The organism is Pseudomonas sp. UYEF17 (assembly GCF_040546125.1).
Classification (GTDB): Bacteria; Pseudomonadota; Gammaproteobacteria; order Pseudomonadales; family Pseudomonadaceae; genus Aquipseudomonas; species Aquipseudomonas putida_Z.
Genome location: NZ_JBEPNE010000001.1, coordinates 367,075 through 386,339 on the forward strand (window position 1 = coordinate 367,075; position 19,265 = coordinate 386,339).

The window sequence follows — 19,265 nt, forward strand, 5'->3', positions numbered from 1 at the left end:
AGGCGGCTCCGGTGCGGTGTTGTTCTTGTTTTTTTATGAAAGTGTAGCGTCAGTAAAAAATCAACTTGTTTTTTTACTGTTCGACGACTAGGTTTTTCTCACCCTCATGGCGAGGGCGTGACCTCACAACAACAAGAAAACGGGCCCCTCGGGCACCGACAGGAGGCAACTACGATGCAGGTATTCCCACGTGTAAGCAGCCTTTGCGCAGCGTTGCTGGCCATGGGCCTGGGCAGTGCCCAAGCGGCACCGCAGATGGTCGTGGTCGGCTATGGTGGTGCCGGCCAGAAAGCCCAGGACGAGGCGATCTTCAAACCGTTCAGTGCCCAGGATGGCAGCAAGCTGATCCAGAGCGAGTACAACGGCGAAATGGCACGGATCCAGGTAATGGCCGACACCGGCAATGTCGACTGGGATGTGGTGCAGATCGAAGGGCCTGACCTGATGCGTGGCTGCGACGAGGGCATCTACGAGCAGCTGGACTGGCAGCGCATGGGCCATGCGGGTGAACTGATTGCCGACGCGGCACAAGCCTGCGGCTCGGCCGCGCTGGTATGGAGCGTGGCCATTGCCTATGACCGCAGCAAGCTGACCCAGGCGCCTGCGTCGTGGGCCGACTTCTGGGACGTTAGCAAGTACCCGGGCAAGCGCGGTCTGCGCAAGCGTGCGGTGTACAACCTGGAGTTCGCCCTGATGGCCGACGGGGTCAAGGTCGAGGATGTCTACAAGGTACTTGCCACTCCGGCCGGGGTCGAGCGTGCCTTTGCCAAACTCAGCGAACTCAAGCCGCATATCCAGTGGTGGGACGCCGGGGCCCAGCCTGCCCAGTGGCTGGCGGCGGGTGACGTGGTGATGACCTCGACCTACAGCGGGCGCATCGCCGTGGCGGCCCAGCAGGGCAGCCCGCTGGCAGTGGTCTGGCCTGGCAGCCTGTATGGCATGGATTACTGGGCGATCATCAAGGGCTCGCGGCATGTCGACCAGGCCAAGCGGCTGATTGCCTACGCCAACCAGCCGGACACCCAGGTGCGTTATGTGCAGCAGATCCCCTATGGGCCGACCAACACCCAGGCGGCAGCGAAGCTCGACCCGTCCCTGGCCAGTTGGGTGCCTACTTCGCCGCAGAACCTGCAGGGGGCGTTGGCGATGAATGTGGAATTCTGGGTCGACCATGGCGAAGAGCTGGAACAGCGCTTCAATGCGTGGGCCAGCAAATAGCGTTCTGCAAAGGAATAACAATGATGACCGCAACGGAACAAAGCCTGCGCCAGGAGCTGGCCGCCTGCTATCGGCTGATCGCCCACTTCCGCATGAGCGACCTGATATTCACCCATATTTCCCTGCGCCTGCCGGGGCCGGAGCACCACTTCCTGATCAACCCGTACGGCTTGCTGTTCGATGAGATCACGGCCTCCAGCCTGGTGAAGATCGACCTGCAAGGCCGGCCAGTGGAAGCGACGCCGCACCCGGTCAACCCGGCCGGTTTCGTCATCCACAGCGCCATCCATGCTGCCCGCGAGGATGCCCGTTGTGTGCTGCACACCCACACCCGGGCAGGTTGTGCGGTGGCGGCGCTGGAATGTGGGCTGCTGCCGCTCAACCAGATGTCCATGGAGTTTTATGGCAAGGTGGCGTACCACGCCTATGAAGGGATTGCGCTGGACATGGATGAGCAGCGAAGGCTGGTAGCCGACCTGGGCGACAAGCCGGTGATGATCCTGCGTAACCATGGCCTGCTGACCACCGGGCGCAGCGTGGCCGAAGCGTTCCTGCGCATGTACTACCTGGAGAAGGCGTGCGAGATCCAGTTGGCGGCACAGAGTGCCGGGCAGGTGATGTTACCGCCCGCCGAAGTGTGTAGGCATACCGAGCGGCAGTTCAATGATCCGGGGCGGGGGTTGAAGCAGGGCGAGCTGGCGGATCCGGATGCGCTGCAGCTGGCGTGGGCGGCGTTGTTGCGGATGTTGGAGCGAGTCGCGCCGGACTATCGTCGTTGACATTGGCGCGCTCGTGGTGAAAGCCGTTTTGCCCTCGCATCGCGTTTGCGGCGCGAGGGCAAGACGTTTCTACGCTGTTGGCGAGGGGCTTACCGGACCTCAGGCACGATCATCGCTGCCGGTGCCTCGTGCGCCCGCCCCCGTGCCACCCAGTAGTACAGCACGCTCGGCACTACCAGGCCGATCAGCCACGAAATATCCACACCGCCCAGGTGCGCGACCAGCGGCCCTGTGTACAGTTTGGTGTCGATGAACGGCATCTGTATCAGCACGCCCACGGTGTAGACGATGATTCCAGGCCAGTTCCAGCGGCCGTATCGGCCTTGCGGGTCGGCGAGGGCGGGGATGTCGTAACGCTCCTTGGTGATGAAGTAGTAGTCGACCAGGTTGACCGCGCTCCATGGCACGAAGAACGTCAGCAGGAAGAGGATGAAGGACTTGAACGCGCTGAGAAACGAATGCTGGCCAAGCAAGGCCACCAGGGTGGCGGCGCCGACGATGCCCAGTACGAACAGCAGGCGCTGCGCACGGCTGATCGCCAGGTGGCCGCGGAAGCCGCTGATGATGGTTGCGATGCACATGAAGCTGCCATAAGAGTTCAGCGTCGAGATGGTCACCTTGCCAAAGGCGATGCAGAAATACAGCAGCGCTGCGGTGCTACCGGCGCCACCCAGGCCGACGATGTAGGCCACTTCGTGACCGGAGAACTGGGCACCGGCGATGGCGGCGGCGAACACCCCGAGGATCATTGATGCCTGGGCACCGATCACCGAGCCCAGGCCTGCGGCGAGGAAGGTCCTCACTGGCGATGTACTGCTTGGCAGATAGCGCGAGTAGTCGGCCACATAGGGGCCGAAGGCGATCTGCCAGGACGCAGCCAGTGATACGGCGAGCAGGAACGATGCCCAACTGAAGTGGCGGTTGTCGAGTAACTGCCCGATGTCGGCCAGCATCATGATGCGACTGAACAGGTAGACGAAGGCAATGATGCCCAGCACGCTGGCGATTCGGCCGATCCAGTGGATCACCCGGTATCCGGCCAGGGTGGCGAGCACGATTATGCTGGCGAAAATCAGGATGCCAGTGCTGTCGCTGACGTCGAGCAATTGGCCGATCGCCTGTCCGGAGAGCACCGTGCCGGTGGCGGTGAAGCCCAGGTACATCAGGCATACCAGCACCATCGGTATGGCCGCGCCGTAGACCCCGAACTGCACGCGGCTGGAAATCATCTGCGGCAGCCCCAGACGAGGACCTTGAGCGGCATGAAGGGCCATGACCGCGCCGCCGATCAATTGACCGAGCAGCAGGCCGATCAGCGACCAGAACACGTCGCCACCGAGCACCACGGCCAGGGCGCCGGTCACGATTGCCGTGATCTGCAGGTTGGCTCCGAGCCACAGGGTGAACTGACTGTACACGCGTCCATGGCGTTCAGTCTCGGGTATGTAGTCGATCGAGCGCCGCTCGAGTACGGGTTTGCTGGACATTCAGTGGCTCCGCTTCATTGTTTTTGTGTAAGCGAGTCAGTCATCGGCGGGACGCAAGGCGGATGACCTCGCATGATATGAGCATGTATATACAAGTGTGGTCAAGCCATCTCTTGCGAGTGAAACAGTCGTGCTGTTGCGCAATGATGGGTTGCAACTGTGCTGGTCCCTGTCGAAGGAATAGCCTTATGCTGTAACGAAATATGTCTAGAAAGCTTGAAGAAGGATGTCGCAATGCCGCTCAAGGACCTGCTCATCGCCCTGGTGGTGATTGTTGCCTGGGGAGTCAACTTCGTGGTCATCAAGGTTGGCCTCGATGGGTTGCCGCCGATGCTGCTGGGGGCATTGCGCTTCTTGCTGGTGGCGTTCCCGGCGATCTTGCTGGTCAAGCGGCCCAAGCTGCCCTGGCGCTGGCTGATCGCCTATGGTGCGACCATTTCGTTGGGCCAGTTCGCTTTCCTGTTCCAGGCCATGTACAGCGGCATGCCGCCAGGGCTGGCCTCGCTGATCCTGCAGTCGCAGGCATTCTTCACCCTCGGCTTTGCCGCGCTGTTCCTTGGCGAGCGGCTGCGCCTGGCCAGCGTGCTGGGGCTGCTGGTGGCCGCCAGCGGCCTGGCGCTTATCGGCAGCGAAGACGGCGGGCATGTGCCGATGCTGGCGCTGGTGCTGACCCTGTGTGCCGGCGCCATGTGGGGCATGGGCAACATCATTACCCGGCGCTTTGGCTCGGTTGACCTGGTGGCGCTGGTGATCTGGGGCGGGTTGATTCCGCCACTGCCGTTCCTGGCATTGTCCTGGTGGCTGGAGGGGCCGGAGCGTATTGGCCATGCCCTTGCCAATATCAGCTGGAGTTCGGTGTTGGCCCTGGCTTACCTCGCGTTTGTCGCCACCATGCTCGGCTACAGCCTGTGGAGCAAGCTGCTGTCGCGCCACCCGGCCGGCAAGGTGGCGCCGTTCTCGCTGCTGGTGCCGGTGATTGGCCTGAGTTCGTCGGCGTTGTTGCTGGGCGAGCGTTTGACCGCGACCCAGGGCTGGGGCGCATTGCTGGTGATGGCTGGGTTGCTGGTGAACGTGTTCGGCGCAAGGCTTGGGCGCCGGTTAAAAGCTGTCAGCGCGTAGCTGACTCTGTGGGAGCGGCCTTGCGTCGCGAAAGGGCTGCGAAGCGGCCCCGGGTTTCTGCATGCTGTTGAGATCCTGGGGCCGCGTTGCGGCCCTTTCGCGACGCAAGGCCGCTCCCACAAATGCGCGTTGCAAACAGGGCGCTCTGTTAGAATCGGCCTCTTTTGCCAGGCCAATGGAGTGCACCCCATGATCATTTCCACCACCAGCCAGCTCGAAGGCCGCCCGATTGCCGAATACCTGGGCGTGGTCAGCTCCGAATCGGTGCAGGGCATCAACTTCGTGCGCGATTTCTTTGCACGTTTTCGCGACTTCTTCGGTGGCCGTTCGCAAACCCTGGAAAGCGCACTGCGCGAAGCCCGGGAACAGGCCACCGAAGAACTGAAGGCGCGGGCACGCCAGTTGCAAGCCGATGCGGTAGTGGGGGTGGATTTCGAGATCAGCATGCCGTCGGTACAGGGCGGCATGGTCGTGGTATTTGCTACCGGCACAGCGGTGCGCCTGAAGTAGAGCGTCTGCCGCTGGTCGGGTCCAGGGCCTCGGTCCGGGCGGTCCGCAAATGACCAGCTAGTCTCACTTTCACAGGTCGCGTTTGGTGGAGCAACTGTTCTGGTTGCCGACGCGTCCGCCACTGGAGGGAGACAGGGCATGAGCGAATCCTTTTTCGAAGACCTGAACGACGCGTTCCCCATCAACAGCCAGGTGCGTTGCGGCCAGGCGGCATTCCGCCTGGGCTTCGCCCACATGACGCTGGATGATTCCGAACAGCTCCAGCCTGCACACCTGCAGCGCAGCAAAAAAGGCCGCTTCATGCCGCGGGTTCCGCTGAAGAAGTGATCCCGCTCCAGCACAACCCCGCCGAATGGCGGGGTTTTTATTGCCATTTCTTGATCCGCCTCATGGCATTGCCGGGTAGCGCTCGCAGGATGGCCAAGGCTGTGGTTTTCTTGCGCGGCATTCCAGCAACGGAGGATTGAATGCTCATGCGAGTCAGGGAAGAGACCTATTGGCAATGGGCCGACGCCCAGCTGCACAGCCGCTGCCACGACGAAGCACTCAGTGACGGCACCACGCTGGACGTGCAGGTGCGCTTGTCGCGCCTGGGGGCGACCCAGCTGTTCCTGGGGCTGTATGCCGGGGATGGGCGAGCATTGCTGGAGGAGTATTACCCCGCACGGCCAGGCGAGACCATGACCCGCGCCCTGGTGTGGGGTGTCGACCGTGCCCGGGCGATGGCAACCGGCGCCTTGCCGCTGCCAGCGCCCCGCAGCCAGCGGCGCCAGGCATGAAAAAGCCCGGCCTATGCGGGCCGGGCTCAGGTAAGGGTGGGAACCCTCAGTTGAGCGGTTCGATCACCTTGACTGCCTGCTGCTCACGGGCAGCGGGCCATTCTTGTTGCAGGGTCTGCAGGACGCGGCCAACGAACTCGGTGTCGGCGGCGGCCTTCTTGCCGACGTAGCCTTGGCCACGGCGGTAGACCTTGAAGCGGGCACGCATGCTGGGCAGGTGCTCTTCGAATTCATCTTCGACGGTGTTCGGTGGCAGGCGGTCGAGGCGCACTTCACCGGTCTGGCTGACCCACAGCAGATGGTCGTCAAGGCTGTCCTTGCGTACGGCGAACAGCTGGGCCAATTGGTCGATAGTCGGATTGTTGTTCAAGTTCATCATAAAGCCCCCATTACCCATTCGTAGGTGATTTTTCACAGTTGGCGCTACCACGGTGTAGCGCACTACCAAGGCTGCTACAGCAGCATCGCAACAGGGGCTTTCTCACGCTGCCTTTTGGACAGTTTCCCTCTCCACGGACGGCCTGCGTTACCGCGCAGGCCGTCTGGAACACCCTTGCCACCGCTCCCGATCGGGGAGACGGCTTCATCATGCCCAAGGGCGATGAACGGCGTCAACCATTTTGTAGTGAATATTTTTAGCCACTACATCGTGTCGTTTTGTTCGACAATCGCTGCCCGCACTAAAGCCCGGACAGAATGTCGAAGGCCGCGCGCACCCGGGCTTCGTTCGGGTAATTTCGGTTGGCCAGCAACACCACGGCCAGCTGTTCGGCGGGCACGAACGCGGCGTAGGCGCCGAAACCATTGGTCGAGCCGGTCTTGTTGTACCAGGCTGCCGGCAGCGGCGGCAGGGCTGGATGCAAGCGCGTGGTTGCCTGCGGTTCCCGGATAAGCTGCGGGCCGTTGCCATCGACCAGTGTGCCCAGCGTGACCGGGTAGGGGTAACGCTCCCAGCCCAGGCCCTGGGTCATGGCGCCGACCTGGAAGTAGCCCCGCTGGGTGATGGCCGTGGCTTGCGCCAGCGCCGGTGGCAGCCCCTCCGGCTGCATGTGCAGGCGCACATAGCGCAGCAGGTCGCTGGCGCTGGTCTTGATGCCGTAGGCTTCGTCGGCGTAAGGGCCGGGGCCGACACGCACCGGCTTGTCGGCACTGTCGTAGCCCTGGGCATACAACCCTTGGGCGCTGGCCGGGACCTGCAGATAGGTGTTTTCCAGGCCCATCTGTTTCAGCAGGCCCTCGCTCATCAGCGTGGAAAACGGCTGATGCTGCGCGCGGGCGGCCAGGTCACCGAACAGGCCCAGGCTGGGGTTCGAGTAGCAGCGCTGGGTGCCAGGTTTGGCGCGGGGTTGCCAGTGCCGGAAGAAATCGACCACCTGCTGCGGCGTCTGCACCGCATCCGGGAACTGCAATGGCAGGCAGTCGGCACTGTAGGCGCCCAGCTCCAGCACGCTTGCGTCGCCGATGGGGGCGCCGGCGAGGGCCGGGTGATAGCGCTTGGCCGGGGCATCGAGGTCCAGCTTGCCTTCGGCGCTGGCCAGTGCGGCCAAAGTGGCGGTGTAGGTCTTGCTCAGGGAGCCGATCTCGAACAGCGTGTCGCGGCTGACCGGCACATTGTCGGCCTTGCTGGCCACGCCATAGCTGAAGTAGTGCGCGTGGTTGCGAGCATAGATGGCCACGGCCATGCCGGTGATGCCTTGCTCCTGCATCAGCGGGCGGATGATCTGGTCGACCTTGGCCTGCAACTGGTCGTCGGCCTGGGCGGCACTGTAGCCCAGGGTGAGCGTGATGGCGGCTGCAAGTGCAGCCAGGCGGGAGAGGGGCATGAGCGGGTCCTGTGCTGGAGCGTGTCCGTTGAGCGACACCGGTGGGGGTTCCGGCGTTAGCGGCGAAAAACCGAAGACCTTATCGTCTGCCCTTGCACAATGACAAGACGGAAACTGTGATGAAGTATTTGCGCATGTTATTCGACAATTTCACCCTGGCCTTGCTCGGGGTGGTGCTGATTGCCACCGTGCTGCCTTGCTCGGGCGACGGCGCGGTGTATTTTGGTTGGCTGACCAACCTGGCCATCGGCCTGCTGTTCTTCCTGCATGGCGCCAAGCTGTCGCGCGAGGCGATCATCGCCGGTGCCGGGCACTGGCGCCTGCACTTGCTGGTGTTCTCCTGCACCTTCGTGCTGTTCCCGTTGCTGGGCCTGGCATTCAAGCCACTGTTCGTGCCGCTGGTGGGCAACGAGCTGTACCTGGGCGTGCTCTACCTGTGTGCCTTGCCGGCCACCGTGCAGTCGGCCATCGCCTTCACCTCGCTGGCGCGTGGCAACGTGCCAGCGGCCATTTGCAGCGCGGCGGCATCCAGCCTGCTGGGTATCTTCCTCACGCCGTTGCTGGTGATGATGTTGCTGGGGGCCAGCGGCGATACCGGTTCCGGCCTGGATGCGGTGCTGAAGATCACCCTGCAGCTGCTGGTGCCGTTCGTGGCTGGGCAGGTCGCCCGGCGCTGGATCGGTGCGTGGGTCAAGCGCAATGCGCGCTGGCTCAAGGTGGTGGACCAGGGCTCGATCCTGCTGGTGGTCTACACCGCGTTCAGCGAGGCGGTGGTCACCGGGCTGTGGCACACGGTATCGCCGCAGCACCTGGCCGGGTTGTTTGCCGTGTGCGGGATTTTGCTGGCAGTGGTGCTGTACGGTACCCGGCTGCTCGGCAAGCTGCTGGGCTTTGACCTGGAGGACCGCATTACCATCCTGTTCGCCGGTTCGAAGAAGAGCCTGGCTACCGGGGTGCCAATGGCACAGGTGTTGTTCGTCGGCAGTGGCATTGGCGCGATGATCCTGCCGCTGATGCTGTTCCACCAGATCCAGCTGATGGTCTGTGCGGTGCTGGCGCAGCGTTATGCCAGCCGTGAGCAGGTGGCTGAAGAAGCTTCTGCGGCGTCCTGACACCTGGCTTGGCCACTGATGCGGTCGCCGTGTAGGAGCGGCCTTGTGTCGCGAAAGGGCCGCAAAGCGGCCCCGGCAATATCTGCTTCAAGCTGAAATCGAGGGGCTGCTGCGCAGCCCTTTCGCGACACAAGGCCGCTCCTACACGGCGACCGCGCAATGACCAGGAATTATCTGGCCTGCCCTGAAACACGCTCGCGCAGCGCCTTGCTTACCTCGCCCTCGATCTTGTAGGCCGGCGCTTCCAGCTCGTCGTAGTTGCGCGTGTAGCGCCGGGCGAACTCTTCCACACCCAGTTGCTGATACTGCTGCACATGCTTGAGCTCGTGTGCCCACAACGCCACGTTGTCCTCGGCATCGGCGGGGCGGCGGAAGATGATCGTGTCGATCAGCGTCACGGCGTTCACGTCGGGGTTCTGCAGCAGCGCATTGGCTGCGCTCATCTGTTGTTCGTCACCCACCCGGAAGCGCGCCGCGTCCAGCACGGCAAAGTCGTACCAGGGTTCGAGTTGCGCACGGATATGCAAAGGGATCGGCTCGACGCCGCTGGCGGTGGCTTCGTCGCGGGCCTGCTGCAGGGCGTAGGTCAGGCTGGACGAAGCCAGCACTTCCACGTCCTTGAAAATCTGCCCGGCCTGCCCGGGGTCGATGGGCGCACAGAAACACCCCATCAGGCACACCTGGTACTGCCCTGGCGGGCAGGCCTGTTCGGCGAGTGCAGGCAGGCTCAGCAGTAGCCCCAGCAGTAGACTAATCCGCTTCATGCAGGGCCTTCTCGACAAAGTGGCGGCTGGCATCCAGTACCTGCGACTGCACGCTTTCAGTGGCCAGCATGCGCCCGACCAGCAAGGCGCCGACGCACTGGCTGATCAGCACCCAGGCCAATTCATCGTCCTCCAGGGTCGCGCTCCAGGCCTGGTGCAGCTCCACCAGCCAATGCTCGGCCACGGCGCGCACGGGTGCTTCGGCCCGGGCAATCTCCACCCCCAATGGCGGCAGCGGGCAGCCACCTTCGGCATTGTGCAGGTGTGCCAGGCTCAGGTACTGCTGCAGGCAACGGCCCAGGCGTTCGCGGCTGGCGCCCTGGTTGGCCAGGCGGGCCAGCGGGCTGTTGCACAGTTCCTGTCGCACTACCTCGGTGAACAGGTCGTCCTTGGACGGGAAGTGGTTGTAGAAAGCGCCGCCGGTCAGGCCGATCGCCTTCATCAGCCCGGCCACGCCAGTGCTGGAAAAACCCCCGCGTTTGGCCAGCGCGCCGCTGCTGGCCAGCAGCCGCTCGCGGGTTTGCTGCTTGTGTTCGTTGGTGTAGCGCATTCAGTTGCCTCTGCAGGCGGGCTTGACGGTGGCGGCGATCATAACATAGCGTTCGTTTACTAAACGATCATTCACCAATGGAGGCAGGCATGACAGAACAACAAAAAGTGGTGCTCGTGATTGGCGCGGGGGATGCTACCGGCGGCGAGATCGCCAAGCGCTTTGCCCGCGAGGGCTACATTGCCTGTGTTACCCGGCGCCAGGCTGACAAGCTGCAGCCGCTGCTGGACGAAATCCGCGCTGCCGGCGGCCAGGCCCACGGTTTCGGCTCCGATGCGCGCAAGGAGGAGGAGGTGGCGGCGCTGGTCGAAACCATCGAGCGTGATATCGGCCCGATCGAAGCGTTTGTGTTCAATATCGGTGCCAATGTGCCCTGTAGCATTCTCGAGGAAACCCCGCGCAAATACTTCAAGATCTGGGAGATGGCCTGTTTTGCCGGTTTCCTCACCGCCCAGGCGGTGGCCCGGCGCATGGTCCAGCGCGAGCGCGGCACCATCCTGTTCACCGGCGCCACTGCCGGCACCCGTGGCGCGGCGGGCTTTGCGGCATTCGCCGGGGCCAAGCACGCCTTGCGCGCCCTGGCCCAGAGCATGGCGCGCGAGCTGGGGCCGCGGAACATCCATGTCGCCCACGTGGTGGTTGACGGGGCCATCGACACCGCCTTCATCCGTGACACTTTCCCCGAGCGCTACTCCCTCAAGGACCAGGATGGCATCCTCGACCCGGCCCACATCGCCGACAGCTACTGGTTCCTGCACGCCCAGCCCCGCGACGCCTGGACTTTCGAGCTGGACCTGCGCCCCTGGATGGAACGTTGGTAAGCCCCTTTCACCGAGCAAGGACCGTAACCACATGAACAAGACTGTCGATTTCTTTTTTGACCTGGGCAGCCCGGCCAGCTATCTGGCCTGGACGCAACTGCCTGGCCTGTGTGCCCGCCAGGGTGCCACGCTGCGCTACCGGCCGATGCTGCTGGGCGGGGTTTTCCAGGCCACCGGCAACGCCTCGCCGGTGATGATCCCGGCCAAGGGCCGTTACATGTTCACCGACCTGGCGCGCTTCGCCGCGCGCTATGGGGTACCGTTCGAGTTGCCGCCGGGGTTCCCGGTCAATACCTTGACCCTGATGCGCGGGGCAGTGGGCACCCAACTGCGTTCGCCGGAGCGGTTCGAGGCGTTGCTGGCGGTGCTGTTCAATGGGCTGTTTGCGCAGCGCCGTAACCTGGGCGATAACGCCGTCCTCGACGACACGCTGAGCCAAGGCGGCTTCGATCCGCAGGCATTTCGCGCGCTGGCGGGTGATGACGAGGTGAAGGCCGCGCTCAGGCACGCGACGGAAGAGGCAGTGGAGCGCGGGGTGTTCGGCGCGCCGACCTGTTTTGTCGGTGACGAGATGTTCTTCGGGCAGGACCGCCTGGACTTTGTCGAAGAGGCCCTGCGTCAGGGTGTCGACAGCCTTACCTGAAGGCGCCCCTCCCACAGGGTTGGCGCCTTCCCTGTGGGAGCGGCTTCAGCCGCGAACACCGGCGAAGCCGGTGCCATCCCCCACGCATAAAGCAATCAGAAATTCGCCGGGGTATTGGCGCTGATGATCTCGGCCTCGTCCGGGCCGATGTTCTTGAAACTGTGCGGCAGGGTAGTGGGGATGTAGTACCCGTCGCCCGAGTTGAGCACGCTCACCTGGCCATCGACCCACAACTCGACGGTGCCGCGGGTGACCAGGCCACACTCTTCACCCTCGGCATGCACGATCGGTTCGCCCGAATCGGCGCCCGGTGCATACAGTTCACGCAGCATGCGCATCTGCCGGCCTTCGACACTGGCGCCGACCAGCAGCATGCGCAGGCCGTTGCGGCCCAGGTCTGGCTGCTCGCCGCCACGGAACACGTAGCGCTCTTCGCGCACCGGCTCGTCGAAACTGAAGAACTCCGCCAGGCTCATCGGAATGCCTTCGAGCAGTTTTTTCAGGGAGCTGACCGAAGGGCTGACACGATTCTGCTCGATCTGCGAGATCGTCGAATTGGTCAGCCCGCTGCGGCGGGCCAGTTCCCGTTGGGAGAGGTTGTTGCGTTCACGCACCAGTTTGAGTCGCGTCCCCGTGTCCATAGCCGCCTTGTAATCAGAGGTGTCAATAATAATGAGCGATGCGCATTAAAACACACTCTGCGCGCTTGCGCGCTGTGCTTGTCAGGCCCGCTGATCGCGGGGCATCGGCCATGACCCGACCAGCAGCAACAGTGCCGCCACCGCCAGGAACGGCAAGCGTGGATCGACGGCATAAACCAAGGTGCCGGCCAGCGGCCCGATCACTGCGCCCATGCCCTGGGCAGCACCGATGGAGCCGGCCGTGGCGCCTTGCTCGGAGGCGTGCATGGCATTGGCCGCCAGCGCCGAAAACGCCGGGAAGACGAAGCCCATGCCCGCCGCCGCGACAAAGTAGCAAGCCCACAGCCAGGGCGCCGTGGTGGCCAGCGAGCCGCAGGCAAAGCCCAGGGCCGAAACCGTGGCGCCGACCCGGATCATCTTCAACGGCGGCCATTCCAGCTGGCGCAGCAGCACCTGCGCCAGGATCAGCGCCACACCCACCGTGGTCAGGGCGATGCCGGCGGCCTGGGCCGCCTCGGCAGGGCCCAGGTGCAGGCGGTCGAGGGCAAAGAAACCGACGATGATCTGCGATACCGTGACACTGAGCATGGCGCTGAACGCCACCAGCAAGGGCCGGCGCAGGCGCGGGTCGTTCAGCCGCACCGGGTTGGGGGCATGGCTGTGCGGCAGCGCCTGCGGCTTGAGGGTGAACAGCAGGACCAGAAAGGCACTGGCCGGCAGCAGCGACATGATATGGAACGGCAGGCTCAGGCTATGCCGCGCCAGCAGCGCCGCCAGCGCCGGCCCCACCACCAGGCCGACGGCGTTGGCCGCCCCCAGCGAGGCCATGGCCCGGGCCCGGCGTTGCGGTTCGACATGGTCGGCGATCAGCGCATTGCAGCCCACCGGGATGGCAGCATAGAAGGCGCCGATACAGCCGCGCGCGACCATCAGGCCGATAAAGGCCAAGGTCGCCCCCGGCAGCCAGCGCAGCGCACCTTCGACGAACAGGCACAGCAGCCAGTAGGCCAGGGTGAAACCGGCGCTGCCCAGCAGCAGGATGCGCCGACGGCCCAGGCGGTCTGCGGCGCGCCCCCAGGGCCGGGCCAGCAGCACCCAGACCACGCCCGCCACGGTCACGGCGGCACCGGCTTGCCAGGTGGCCATGCCGAGCTGGCGGGCGATCGGGCCGATCAGGGCGACGAAGGCCATCATCGACATGGTACAGGCCATGTTGGCCAGCAGCAGGGGGCGCAAGTCCAGGGTACTGGCGGGTGCGAGTGTGGCAGGATCCTTTGCGACATTCATAGGGCAGTCCAGGGCGGTACGGCAAATAGAAAGCCGATCTTGTTGGGAATTATTATCGATTGTCGACCCCCTGGGCTGCCGAGCGTCATTCGCTGCGGCGCAGTGGGCCAGGCCACATGCTACGCAACACGCCATCGCGACGCACCCACGCGTGCATCAAGGCCGCCCCCACATGCACCAGCACCGTGGCGAACAGCAGGTAGCCGGCCCAGCCATGGGCCTGGCGCAGCACGGCGTACAACTGCAGGTCATGCGGGGCAATCGCCGGCAAGCCCAGCGGGCGGGGGTAGCCACCGGCCGACAGCATGGCCCAGCCCAGCAGCGGCATGGCCAGCATCAGGCCATAGAGCAGCAGGTGCGAGGCCCCGGCTGCCCAGCGTTGCAGTGTGGGCAGGTCGTGCGGCAGGGCTGGGTGGGGCAAGGCCAGGCGAACGGCGATGCGCAGCAGCACCAGCACCAGCAGGGCCAGGCCGGTTGCCTTGTGCAACCCGATCAGCACGGGGTGGCGCGGCGACAGGTCGGCGACCATGCTCACACCGATGAACAACATGGCCAGGATCAGCACGGCCATCAGCCAGTGCAACAGGCGGGCGAGGGGGTGGAAGGCGTCGGTTTTCATGGGTGGGCTCCGGTGCCGAGCGATTCGCGGCTGCGGCGGTTGAAGGATTCCGAGTAGGCGGCCGAACGGGCGGCGAGGATCGGGTCGGCGGAGGCCTGGATGCCCCGGGGCAGGATCAGTGGGTCGAAGTTGAGGTCACGGCAGGCACCTTGCTCGGGGCCGTCGACCTGCTCCAGTACCAGCGTGCCGGCGTCCACGCTGCGTCGTTCGGCAGGCCAGGGGCTGGCAGGGTCGTCCACTGCATCGCCAGGCTCCGCCAGCACCAGGCGCAGGGTCCAGCGCAGCGGCCCTTGGGCCAGTCTTTGCTGCAGGTCGTGCTGCAGGAACTGTTTGTCATCGACTTGGGCAGGCAGGGCGGCAAACGCTGTTTGCGGCTCCAGTTGCCAACGCACGGGGTGGGCTGCACCGCTTGCGTCGATCAGGCGGAAGGCGTTGATGCTGTGGTACTGCGTGCTGGCGAAGCTGTTGCTGGGCTTGTAGCCTGCCGCCCATTGGCGAAACGCCGCGCTTTCGGGGTGGGCGGCGAAGAACGCCTGCAGTCTGCCCGGGTCCGGCTTGCCGGTGGCCGGGTCTGGCGCCCCCGCCAGCACCTGTTCATAGAAGGCTTGTGGCGTGCTTACCGCCAGCACCGGCGGGTTGTTCATGCCGGTACGCCAGACCTGCCCGTCGTCGGTGCTCAGCTCGATGGCCAGGCTGCGCACTGGTATGCCGGTATCCGGCGCGAACGGGTTGGCGCCGCCGATGGCGAAGCGGCCGATCACTGGCACCCGCGGCTGGCTGAACGCCCGTGCCGTGGACAGGCTGGCGGCCTGCCCGCTGGGCTGGAAGTAGCCGCTGACGCACAGGCCCTTGGCGTGGTTCTTGCGGTAACCCGGGTAATGCCCGGCCTGGGCTTCGAAGGTGTCGATGATGCGCTGTGGGGTCAGGCGGGTTTCGCCAAGCCAGCCGGCGGCATAGGCAAAGGCGGCGCCCGCGCCCAGCATCACGGCGCCGATGGCGGCCAGGCGCAGGGCCTTGGCCGGGCCGTGCAGGGGTGAGTTCATGGTCATTGTCCGGTTCGGTGAAGGTGCCGGTACGACGGCGCAGGGAAAAACTTATTCCATTGCCGGGAATAGATTTTCCTCACAGGCGTCTGCCTCTTACACTGACAGCCCCAGAGGCCAGGACTTTGCCATGCATGATCTGGACGACCACCAGTGGCGCGAGCTGCTGGCCCGCCTGCGCCGCTTTGCCGTGTGGCTGACCCGCGAGCCGGGCAGCGCCGACGACCTGGTGCAGGCCACGGTCGAGCGGGCCTTGAGCCGGCGCGACCAGCAACGCGACGCCGATGCCCTGCGGGCCTGGCTGTTCACCATCCTTTATCGGCTGTTCCTCGACGGTAAGCGCCGCGAGCGCCTGCATGCGCGCTGGCTGTCCTGGTTCGGCCGCGCTGAGCGCGACGACGAGCCGGTTGGCGGCAACCTCGAGGCCATTGTCCTGGCCCAGGCCGACCTGCAGGCTTTCGCCCGGCTCACGGCAGAACAGCGTGCGCTGTTGCTGCTGGTCAGCATCGAGGGTTTGAGCTACAAGGTGGCCGCCCAGGCCCTGGGTATCCCTATCGGCACTGTGATGTCGCGCCTGTCGCGCGCCCGCAATGCCTTGCGCGAACTGACCGAGGGCAGCCCCCAGCCCCCGGCCTTGCGGAGACTGAAATGACGCGCCTGATCCCCAGCGAAGACGAACTGCACGCTTATGTCGACGAGCGCCTGGAGCCTGTGCGCCGGGCCGAAGTGCAGGCCTGGCTGGCGGCCAACCCGCAGGCCGCGGCCAAGGTCGAGGGTTGGCGTGCCGACGCCCGCCGCCTGCGTACGGCACTGGCCGGGTTTGGCGAAGTGCCTGGGGCGGCGCAGCTGGACCTGGGGCAGTTGCGCCGGCAATTGCGCCAACGCCGCCAGCGCCGCTGGGCCACGGCGGCGGTGTTGCTGCTGGCATTGGGCGTGGGTGGCCTGGGCGGTTGGCAGGTGCGCGACGCGACCTTGGCGCGTGCCGACCTGCCGATGGCCGATGCCGTCCAGGCACACCGTTTGTTTGCCGGTAGCCAGGCGCTGGATATCCAGGCCAGCGACCCGGGCCAGTTGCGTGACTGGCTGGGGCGCCACTTCAGCCGCGTGGGCCAGTTGCCGGACTTGGCGGGCTACGGCTTCAAGCCGGTGGGCGCGCGCCTGCTGAGCAATGAGCAGGGGCCGGCGGCGCTGCTGGTGTTCGAGGATGGCAAGGGCCAGCGCATCAGCCTGTTCCTGCGCTCACCAGGTGATCAGTATCGGCGCATGCCGGACGGGCAGCGGGTGGATGGCCAGCTGGAGGCGCGGTATTGGTCGCATGGGGCCTACAACTTTGCCCTGGTCAGCGCGGCAGACGATGTGCGCGGGGCGGGGGTGGGGGAGGCGTTGCGGTTGGGTTTGTAACAGATGCGCGGTCCCTGTAGGAGCGGCCTTGTGTCGCGAAAGGGCCGCAACGCGGCCCCAGGATGTCAGCTTCGATGCACAATTTGCTGGGGCCGCTATGCGGCCCTATCGCGACACAAGGCCGATTACAGCGGATAGTGCTTCAACTCCCGCGCAATCAGCATCCGCTGGATCTCGCTCGACCCTTCATAGATCTGCGTGATCCGCGCATCGCGGTAGTAGCGCTCCACCGGGTAATCCTCCAGGTAGCCATACCCGCCATGTACCTGGATCGCCATCGAGCACACCCGCTCGGCCATTTCCGAAGCGAACAGCTTGGCCTGCGAGGCCTCCGACAGGCACGGCTTGCCGGCGCTACGCAGGCGCGCGGCATGCAGGATCAGCAAGCGCGCGGCATTCACCTGCACCTGCATGTCGGCCAGCAGGTTGGCGATGCTCTGGTGTTCGTTGATCGGCTTGCCGAACTGCACCCGATCACGCGAGTAGACCAACGCCGCCTCGAACGCGGCGCGGGCAATGCCCAGTGCCTGGGCAGCAATGCCGATACGGCCGCCCTCGAGGTTGGACAGGGCGATGGCCAGGCCCTTGCCACGCTCACCGAGGATGTTGGCGGCAGGGATGCGGCAGTTGTCGAAGGTGACCGCGCAGGTGTCGGAAGCGCGGATGCCCATCTTGTGCTCGCTGCGATCGACCTTGAAGCCCGGGTTGTCGGTTGGCACCAGGAACGCCGACAGGCCCTTCTTGCCCAGCTCCGGGTCGGTCACCGCGAAGACGATGGCCAACCCGGCGCGGCGGGCGTTGCTGACAAACTGCTTGGCGCCGTTGATCACCCACTGGCCATCCACCAGCTCGGCGCGGGTGCGCAGGTTGTGCGCCTCGGAACCGGCCTGTGGCTCGGTCAGGCAGAAGCAGCCGATCACCTCGCCGGTGGCCAGGCGTGGCAGCCACTGCTGTTGCTGTTCGGCCGTGCCGTAGGCCAGCAGCGGGCCGCAGCCCACCGAGTTGTGGATGCTCATCATCGCTCCGGTGGCACCGCAGCCGGCGGCGATCTCTTCCACCGCCAGGGCGTAGGCGACGTAGTCGGTGTAGCTGCCGCCAAAGTCTTCCGGCACCACCATGCCCAGCAGGCCCAGTTCGCCCATCTTGCGTACCACGCCATCGTCGATCCAGCCGGCCTTTTCCCAGGCCTGGGCATGCGGGGCGATCTCGCCACGGGCAAAGTCCCGGGCCATGTCGCGGATCATGATCTGTTCTTCGCTCAGTTCCAGGTCTTGCATCTGTGTACTCCCGGGCTCACAGGCCTTCGAAGAATTGGTCGACCCGCTGGCGTTGCAACGCGGCCAGGGTCGGCGGGTTCCAGCGTGGCTGCTTGTCCTTGTCGATGATCAGCGCGCGCACGCCTTCGATGATGTCGCCGTGCTGGAACCACTGGCGGTCCAGGTGCAGCTCCATGGCAAAGCAGTCGTCAAGGCTCAGGTGGCGACCCCGGCGCAGCATCTCCAGAGTAACCGCCATGGCCAGCGGCGAGCGGCTTTCCAGCTGGTCGGCGGTGGCCACGGCCCAGGCGTGGCTGTCGCCAATGCTCACTGCACGCAGTTGCTCGACGATGGCAGGCACGTCGGACAGGGCGAAGAAGTGGTCGATGACCGGGCGCAGTTTTTCCAGCGGCGCATCGTCGAGCACCTGGGTGCCGAGCTTGGCCAGCAGGTTCTGCAGGTCCTTGAGTGGCTGGTCGCCGAAATGCAGCTGGTCCAGGCCCTTGTCGAAGGCTGCCAGCTGGTCGCTGGCCAGGTACCAGTCGGCCAGGCCGCAGTACAGCGCATCGGCTGCCTGGATCTGGCTGCCGCTGACGCCCAGGTAGGTGCCCAGCTCGCCAGGGATGCGCGACAGGAAGTAGCTGCCACCTACATCCGGGAAGTAGCCGATTGCCACTTCGGGCATGCCCAGGCGGCTGCGCTCGGTGACCACGCGCAGGTCGCAGCCCTGGGCCAGGCCCATGCCGCCACCGAGGGTGAAGCCGTCCATCAGCACCAGCACCGGCTTGCGGTAGCGGTGGATGGCCAGGTCAAGGGCGTATTCCTCGACAAAGAAGCTCTCATGAAGCGTTTCGCCGGCCTTGAAGCTGTCGTGCAGCGAGCGGATATCGCCACCGGCGCAGAAACCCTTGGGCCCCTCGCCACGCAGTACCACGGCGTGCACGTGCGGGTCTTCGGCCCACAGGTCGAGGTGCTGGCGAAGGCTGCGGACCATGTCCAGGGTCAGGGCATTGAGGCCGGCGGGGCGGTTCAGGGTCAGATGGCCGATCTGGTTGCGGACCTCGGCCAGCACATGGTCGGTTGCCGAGGTATGAGCGTGCGCAGTCATTGCGTTCTCCCTGCTTTGTTATTGATTTTCCAAGTGAAGTCTGGAGTTCGCTGGAGGATCGCAGGATCCTGTCATGCGAATTTGCCTTGCACAATCGACAATTGTGCAAGGGCATCGTGCATTTTTGCCCTGCCCGAAGGTAGCGCGCTCCCTGTAGGAGCAGCCTTGTGCTGCGAAAGCGCCGGCATGGCTAAGGACATTCTATGGCCGTCAGGGCCTCTTCGCAGCACAAGGCTGCTCCTACAAAAAGCAAAGCGTCACTGAATCATTAACCTGACAGTAACGAAAGCGCCAGTAGCTTGATT

Annotated in this window: 22 protein-coding genes; 11 read left to right on the forward strand and 11 right to left on the reverse strand. The window is 64.8% G+C overall.

All coding sequences use genetic code 11. The features are described from left to right. Positions 1-174 precede the first annotated feature (174 nt). Both ABIB24_RS01760 and ABIB24_RS01765 read left to right on the forward strand, forming a co-directional pair. Complete coding sequence (locus ABIB24_RS01760; RefSeq protein ID WP_354316025.1) at positions 175-1,218, forward strand: ABC transporter substrate-binding protein; 1,044 nt, start codon at positions 175-177, stop codon at positions 1,216-1,218. 23 nt (positions 1,219-1,241) lie between these two features. Further along, positions 1,242-1,997 carry a class II aldolase/adducin family protein gene (locus ABIB24_RS01765; RefSeq protein ID WP_354316086.1) on the forward strand — a complete coding sequence of 252 codons (756 nt, stop codon included), beginning with the start codon at positions 1,242-1,244 and terminating at the stop codon, positions 1,995-1,997. 89 nt (positions 1,998-2,086) lie between these two features. Here ABIB24_RS01765 and ABIB24_RS01770 read toward each other — a convergent pair whose 3' ends face one another. After that, on the reverse strand, positions 2,087-3,484 hold the full coding sequence (locus ABIB24_RS01770) for a purine-cytosine permease family protein (RefSeq protein WP_085591244.1): 1,398 nt from the start codon (positions 3,482-3,484) through the stop codon (positions 2,087-2,089). A 234-nt stretch (positions 3,485-3,718) separates the two neighbouring features. On the opposite strand from ABIB24_RS01770, the gene ABIB24_RS01775 reads away from it, so the two are divergent. The 4 genes from ABIB24_RS01775 (at position 3,719) to ABIB24_RS01790 (ending at position 5,892) form a co-directional block, all read left to right on the forward strand. Then, positions 3,719-4,603, forward strand: a complete 885-nt coding sequence (locus tag ABIB24_RS01775; RefSeq protein WP_075045384.1) for an EamA family transporter — start codon at positions 3,719-3,721, stop codon at positions 4,601-4,603. Positions 4,604-4,792: 189 nt separating this feature from the next. Beyond that, positions 4,793-5,113 carry a YbjQ family protein gene (locus ABIB24_RS01780; protein ID WP_003258990.1) on the forward strand — a complete coding sequence of 107 codons (321 nt, stop codon included), beginning with the start codon at positions 4,793-4,795 and terminating at the stop codon, positions 5,111-5,113. 138 nt (positions 5,114-5,251) lie between these two features. Next, positions 5,252-5,440 carry a hypothetical protein gene (locus ABIB24_RS01785; RefSeq protein WP_003253897.1) on the forward strand — a complete coding sequence of 63 codons (189 nt, stop codon included), beginning with the start codon at positions 5,252-5,254 and terminating at the stop codon, positions 5,438-5,440. Positions 5,441-5,580: 140 nt separating this feature from the next. Then, entirely contained in the window at positions 5,581-5,892 is a 312-nt protein-coding gene (locus ABIB24_RS01790; RefSeq protein WP_025339398.1) for a hypothetical protein, read from the forward strand. A gap of 46 nt (positions 5,893-5,938) precedes the next feature. On the opposite strand, the gene ABIB24_RS01795 is transcribed toward ABIB24_RS01790, so the two are convergent. After that, the gene (locus ABIB24_RS01795) at positions 5,939-6,271 is read right to left on the reverse strand and encodes a hypothetical protein (RefSeq protein WP_003253895.1); all 333 of its coding nucleotides are present in this window, start codon (positions 6,269-6,271) and stop codon (positions 5,939-5,941) included. Between the two features lie 301 nt (positions 6,272-6,572). After that, a complete protein-coding gene (ampC, locus tag ABIB24_RS01800) occupies positions 6,573-7,715 on the reverse strand; it encodes a class C beta-lactamase (RefSeq protein WP_085663680.1) in 1,143 nt (380 codons plus the stop codon). Between the two features lie 119 nt (positions 7,716-7,834). Between ampC and ABIB24_RS01805 the strand changes: the two genes are divergently transcribed. After that, positions 7,835-8,827 (forward strand): bile acid:sodium symporter family protein, encoded by a 993-nt coding sequence (locus ABIB24_RS01805; RefSeq protein ID WP_015270181.1) that lies wholly within the window; start codon positions 7,835-7,837, stop codon positions 8,825-8,827. 170 nt (positions 8,828-8,997) lie between these two features. Here ABIB24_RS01805 and ABIB24_RS01810 read toward each other — a convergent pair whose 3' ends face one another. Both ABIB24_RS01810 and ABIB24_RS01815 read right to left on the reverse strand, forming a co-directional pair. Beyond that, positions 8,998-9,591 (reverse strand): eCIS core domain-containing protein, encoded by a 594-nt coding sequence (locus ABIB24_RS01810; RefSeq protein ID WP_274119924.1) that lies wholly within the window; start codon positions 9,589-9,591, stop codon positions 8,998-9,000. Continuing rightward, complete coding sequence (locus ABIB24_RS01815) at positions 9,578-10,141, reverse strand: TetR/AcrR family transcriptional regulator (RefSeq protein ID WP_137164163.1); 564 nt, start codon at positions 10,139-10,141, stop codon at positions 9,578-9,580. The genes ABIB24_RS01810 and ABIB24_RS01815 overlap by 14 nt, the downstream gene beginning before the upstream one ends. Before the next feature lie 89 nt (positions 10,142-10,230). Between ABIB24_RS01815 and ABIB24_RS01820 the strand changes: the two genes are divergently transcribed. After that, positions 10,231-10,962: an SDR family oxidoreductase gene (locus ABIB24_RS01820; RefSeq protein ID WP_286919088.1), complete on the forward strand. Its 732-nt coding sequence runs from the start codon at positions 10,231-10,233 to the stop codon at positions 10,960-10,962. 31 nt (positions 10,963-10,993) lie between these two features. Next, complete coding sequence (locus ABIB24_RS01825; protein WP_354316026.1) at positions 10,994-11,605, forward strand: 2-hydroxychromene-2-carboxylate isomerase; 612 nt, start codon at positions 10,994-10,996, stop codon at positions 11,603-11,605. Between the two features lie 95 nt (positions 11,606-11,700). Here the strand turns inward: ABIB24_RS01825 and ABIB24_RS01830 are convergent, their stop codons facing one another. The 4 genes from ABIB24_RS01830 to ABIB24_RS01845 form a co-directional block, all read right to left on the reverse strand. Beyond that, entirely contained in the window at positions 11,701-12,246 is a 546-nt protein-coding gene (locus ABIB24_RS01830; RefSeq protein WP_003248033.1) for a cupin domain-containing protein, read from the reverse strand. Between the two features lie 81 nt (positions 12,247-12,327). Further along, entirely contained in the window at positions 12,328-13,533 is a 1,206-nt protein-coding gene (locus tag ABIB24_RS01835; RefSeq protein ID WP_354316027.1) for an MFS transporter, read from the reverse strand. Positions 13,534-13,618: 85 nt separating this feature from the next. After that, on the reverse strand, positions 13,619-14,152 hold the full coding sequence (locus tag ABIB24_RS01840; protein WP_085591230.1) for a cytochrome b: 534 nt from the start codon (positions 14,150-14,152) through the stop codon (positions 13,619-13,621). Continuing rightward, positions 14,149-15,201 carry a catalase family peroxidase gene (locus ABIB24_RS01845; RefSeq protein ID WP_075045377.1) on the reverse strand — a complete coding sequence of 351 codons (1,053 nt, stop codon included), beginning with the start codon at positions 15,199-15,201 and terminating at the stop codon, positions 14,149-14,151. The genes ABIB24_RS01840 and ABIB24_RS01845 overlap by 4 nt, the downstream gene beginning before the upstream one ends. Positions 15,202-15,325: 124 nt before the next feature. On the opposite strand from ABIB24_RS01845, the gene ABIB24_RS01850 reads away from it, so the two are divergent. After that, positions 15,326-15,847 (forward strand): sigma-70 family RNA polymerase sigma factor, encoded by a 522-nt coding sequence (locus tag ABIB24_RS01850; protein ID WP_354316028.1) that lies wholly within the window; start codon positions 15,326-15,328, stop codon positions 15,845-15,847. Then, a complete protein-coding gene (locus tag ABIB24_RS01855) occupies positions 15,844-16,596 on the forward strand; it encodes an anti-sigma factor family protein (RefSeq protein ID WP_025339389.1) in 753 nt (250 codons plus the stop codon). The genes ABIB24_RS01850 and ABIB24_RS01855 overlap by 4 nt, the downstream gene beginning before the upstream one ends. A gap of 125 nt (positions 16,597-16,721) precedes the next feature. On the opposite strand, the gene ABIB24_RS01860 is transcribed toward ABIB24_RS01855, so the two are convergent. Both ABIB24_RS01860 and ABIB24_RS01865 read right to left on the reverse strand, forming a co-directional pair. Next, the gene (locus ABIB24_RS01860) at positions 16,722-17,873 is read right to left on the reverse strand and encodes an acyl-CoA dehydrogenase family protein (protein ID WP_075045375.1); all 1,152 of its coding nucleotides are present in this window, start codon (positions 17,871-17,873) and stop codon (positions 16,722-16,724) included. Positions 17,874-17,889: 16 nt separating this feature from the next. Further along, positions 17,890-18,960, reverse strand: a complete 1,071-nt coding sequence (locus tag ABIB24_RS01865) for an enoyl-CoA hydratase/isomerase family protein (RefSeq protein ID WP_354316029.1) — start codon at positions 18,958-18,960, stop codon at positions 17,890-17,892. Positions 18,961-19,265: the final 305 nt, after the last annotated feature.

What these genes read in the sequence shown, in the direction of transcription:
- ABIB24_RS01760 (WP_354316025.1), top strand. Translation starts at nt 175, where the DNA reads ATGCAGGTATTCCCACGTGTAAGCAGCCTTTGCGCAGCGTTGCTGGCC.
- ABIB24_RS01765 (WP_354316086.1), top strand. Translation starts at nt 1,242, where the DNA reads ATGACCGCAACGGAACAAAGCCTGCGCCAGGAGCTGGCCGCCTGCTAT.
- ABIB24_RS01770 (WP_085591244.1), bottom strand. Translation starts at nt 3,484, where the DNA reads ATGTCCAGCAAACCCGTACTCGAGCGGCGCTCGATCGACTACATACCC.
- ABIB24_RS01775 (WP_075045384.1), top strand. Translation starts at nt 3,719, where the DNA reads ATGCCGCTCAAGGACCTGCTCATCGCCCTGGTGGTGATTGTTGCCTGG.
- ABIB24_RS01780 (WP_003258990.1), top strand. Translation starts at nt 4,793, where the DNA reads ATGATCATTTCCACCACCAGCCAGCTCGAAGGCCGCCCGATTGCCGAA.
- ABIB24_RS01785 (WP_003253897.1), top strand. Translation starts at nt 5,252, where the DNA reads ATGAGCGAATCCTTTTTCGAAGACCTGAACGACGCGTTCCCCATCAAC.
- ABIB24_RS01790 (WP_025339398.1), top strand. Translation starts at nt 5,581, where the DNA reads ATGCTCATGCGAGTCAGGGAAGAGACCTATTGGCAATGGGCCGACGCC.
- ABIB24_RS01795 (WP_003253895.1), bottom strand. Translation starts at nt 6,271, where the DNA reads ATGATGAACTTGAACAACAATCCGACTATCGACCAATTGGCCCAGCTG.
- ampC (WP_085663680.1), bottom strand. Translation starts at nt 7,715, where the DNA reads ATGCCCCTCTCCCGCCTGGCTGCACTTGCAGCCGCCATCACGCTCACC.
- ABIB24_RS01805 (WP_015270181.1), top strand. Translation starts at nt 7,835, where the DNA reads ATGAAGTATTTGCGCATGTTATTCGACAATTTCACCCTGGCCTTGCTC.
- ABIB24_RS01810 (WP_274119924.1), bottom strand. Translation starts at nt 9,591, where the DNA reads ATGAAGCGGATTAGTCTACTGCTGGGGCTACTGCTGAGCCTGCCTGCA.
- ABIB24_RS01815 (WP_137164163.1), bottom strand. Translation starts at nt 10,141, where the DNA reads ATGCGCTACACCAACGAACACAAGCAGCAAACCCGCGAGCGGCTGCTG.
- ABIB24_RS01820 (WP_286919088.1), top strand. Translation starts at nt 10,231, where the DNA reads ATGACAGAACAACAAAAAGTGGTGCTCGTGATTGGCGCGGGGGATGCT.
- ABIB24_RS01825 (WP_354316026.1), top strand. Translation starts at nt 10,994, where the DNA reads ATGAACAAGACTGTCGATTTCTTTTTTGACCTGGGCAGCCCGGCCAGC.
- ABIB24_RS01830 (WP_003248033.1), bottom strand. Translation starts at nt 12,246, where the DNA reads ATGGACACGGGGACGCGACTCAAACTGGTGCGTGAACGCAACAACCTC.
- ABIB24_RS01835 (WP_354316027.1), bottom strand. Translation starts at nt 13,533, where the DNA reads ATGAATGTCGCAAAGGATCCTGCCACACTCGCACCCGCCAGTACCCTG.
- ABIB24_RS01840 (WP_085591230.1), bottom strand. Translation starts at nt 14,152, where the DNA reads ATGAAAACCGACGCCTTCCACCCCCTCGCCCGCCTGTTGCACTGGCTG.
- ABIB24_RS01845 (WP_075045377.1), bottom strand. Translation starts at nt 15,201, where the DNA reads ATGACCATGAACTCACCCCTGCACGGCCCGGCCAAGGCCCTGCGCCTG.
- ABIB24_RS01850 (WP_354316028.1), top strand. Translation starts at nt 15,326, where the DNA reads ATGCATGATCTGGACGACCACCAGTGGCGCGAGCTGCTGGCCCGCCTG.
- ABIB24_RS01855 (WP_025339389.1), top strand. Translation starts at nt 15,844, where the DNA reads ATGACGCGCCTGATCCCCAGCGAAGACGAACTGCACGCTTATGTCGAC.
- ABIB24_RS01860 (WP_075045375.1), bottom strand. Translation starts at nt 17,873, where the DNA reads ATGCAAGACCTGGAACTGAGCGAAGAACAGATCATGATCCGCGACATG.
- ABIB24_RS01865 (WP_354316029.1), bottom strand. Translation starts at nt 18,960, where the DNA reads ATGACTGCGCACGCTCATACCTCGGCAACCGACCATGTGCTGGCCGAG.